The organism is Pseudomonas edaphica, from assembly GCF_005863185.1.
GTDB lineage: Bacteria > Pseudomonadota > Gammaproteobacteria > Pseudomonadales > Pseudomonadaceae > Aquipseudomonas > Aquipseudomonas edaphica.
In genome coordinates, this window is record NZ_VBVZ01000947.1 from 1 (window position 1) to 1,539 (window position 1,539).

General features: G+C 60.7%; 2 protein-coding genes. Both read left to right on the plus strand.

Annotated elements, in window-relative coordinates; translation table 11 throughout:
- The coding region (locus FEM54_RS34995) for a helix-turn-helix domain-containing protein (protein WP_138454258.1) at positions 1 to 126 on the plus strand (126 nt) is incomplete at its 5' end.
- The gene (locus tag FEM54_RS32360) at positions 119 to 1,414 is read left to right on the plus strand and encodes a sensor histidine kinase (RefSeq protein WP_017139750.1); all 1,296 of its coding nucleotides are present in this window, start codon (positions 119 to 121) and stop codon (positions 1,412 to 1,414) included. The genes FEM54_RS34995 and FEM54_RS32360, both read left to right, overlap by 8 nt.
- Positions 1,415 to 1,539 lie beyond the last annotated feature (125 nt).

Consider the following 1,539-nt stretch of genomic DNA (forward strand, 5'->3'; position numbering starts at 1 on the left):
ATTGATATGCGTGTGTCGCGCCTGCGCAAAAAGCTGATGACCCTGGCCTGCCCGGTGACCATCCAGACCATCACGGCCCAAGGCTACCTGTTTGTCGAAATCCCCCAGGCGGCCCAGCATGTTTAAACTGCGCCCCTGGATGGTGGCCGTGGCGGGCGCGGGCTGGACGAGCTTGACCCTTTATCTGTTGTGGCTGTGCACCAACGCCTCGGTGTTTGTCGGCGAGGACAGTTTTTTGCGTTTGATGGCCGGCCCAGGCTATTTGGTGGCCGAGCAGCTCAAAGGCTTGCCTGCCGAGAAACGTGAAGCGCGCATGGACATCCTGCGCGCGCACTTCCAGTACCCGGTAGAGCTGATCCCGTATGACGACGTCGAATTGCCGCCCGAAGCCATGGTCATGCTCGAACACCAGCAGCCGGCACTGAACAGCGACGAAGACATCAGCTACTTCCCGCTGGACGACGAAACCGTGATCCGATTCGGCCCTATGTGGGGCAGTGCCGAGGTCAAGGACCTGCTGAAATTTCCGATTTTCTGGATGACCGCCTGTGTCGCCGGCTTGCCGGTTTTGCTGTTGCTCGGCCTCGGTTTGCGTGCGTACCGACGGCATAACAAAGACCTGGCCACACTCAACACGTGCCTGGGCACGCTGGCACGCACGCCAAACGTGATGCTGCCCGCCCTGGGCAAGGAATGGACGCCGTTGCTGCTGACTTTGCAACAGCATGCGCGGGACATCAGCGCCATGAGCGAACGCCATCGCGAAGTCTCTCAAGCCGTCTCCCACGAACTGCGCACACCGCTGGCGCGCATGCGTTTCGCCCTTACGTTGCTGAGCAAGAGCGAAGACCCGCCGACCCGCGCACGCCTTCAGGAGCGCTTGCAAACCGATGTCGAAGAACTCGAAGCCCTGGTTCGCGCCAGCTTGGCCTTCGCGCGAATGGCCGGCGCGCCGACCGATTTGCAGCACGAACCCATCAACCTGCGTGATTGGCTGCACCAGGAGTTCGCCTTACTGGATGGGCACCACCGTCAATTAAGCCTGGAAACCGAGCCTGCACAGCTTGAACTGATCGGCGACCGTGCCCTGCTGCACTTGATCGTGCGTAACCTCTTGAGCAACGCCATCACCTATGCGCGTGATCGAGTGTGCGTGAGCGCCACCTACCAGGGTGAGCAGCACTTGGTGCTGCATGTCGACGATGATGGCCCCGGTATATTGGCGGAGAACCGTGAAAAGATTTTCGAGCCTTTTGTGCGGCTTGCCATGGGCGGCGACGAACCCAGTGGCTTCGGCCTCGGCCTGGCGCTGGCCAAGCGCGCAACCCAGTGGCATCACGGTGAGTTGTCGGTAACCCGCAGCCCGCTGGGCGGCGCACGCATGAGCCTGATACTGCCGTTGCGCCCTCTTTAGAGCCATGCCTTTCAAGGTCTTTGGGCTGATGCGTTCAAGTAAGTCGAGTCAGAAATAGAACTGGAGAAAAGTAATCCGTGGCGAGCAGGCTTGCCCTGCGTTGGGTGGCGAAGCCGCCCCAAATC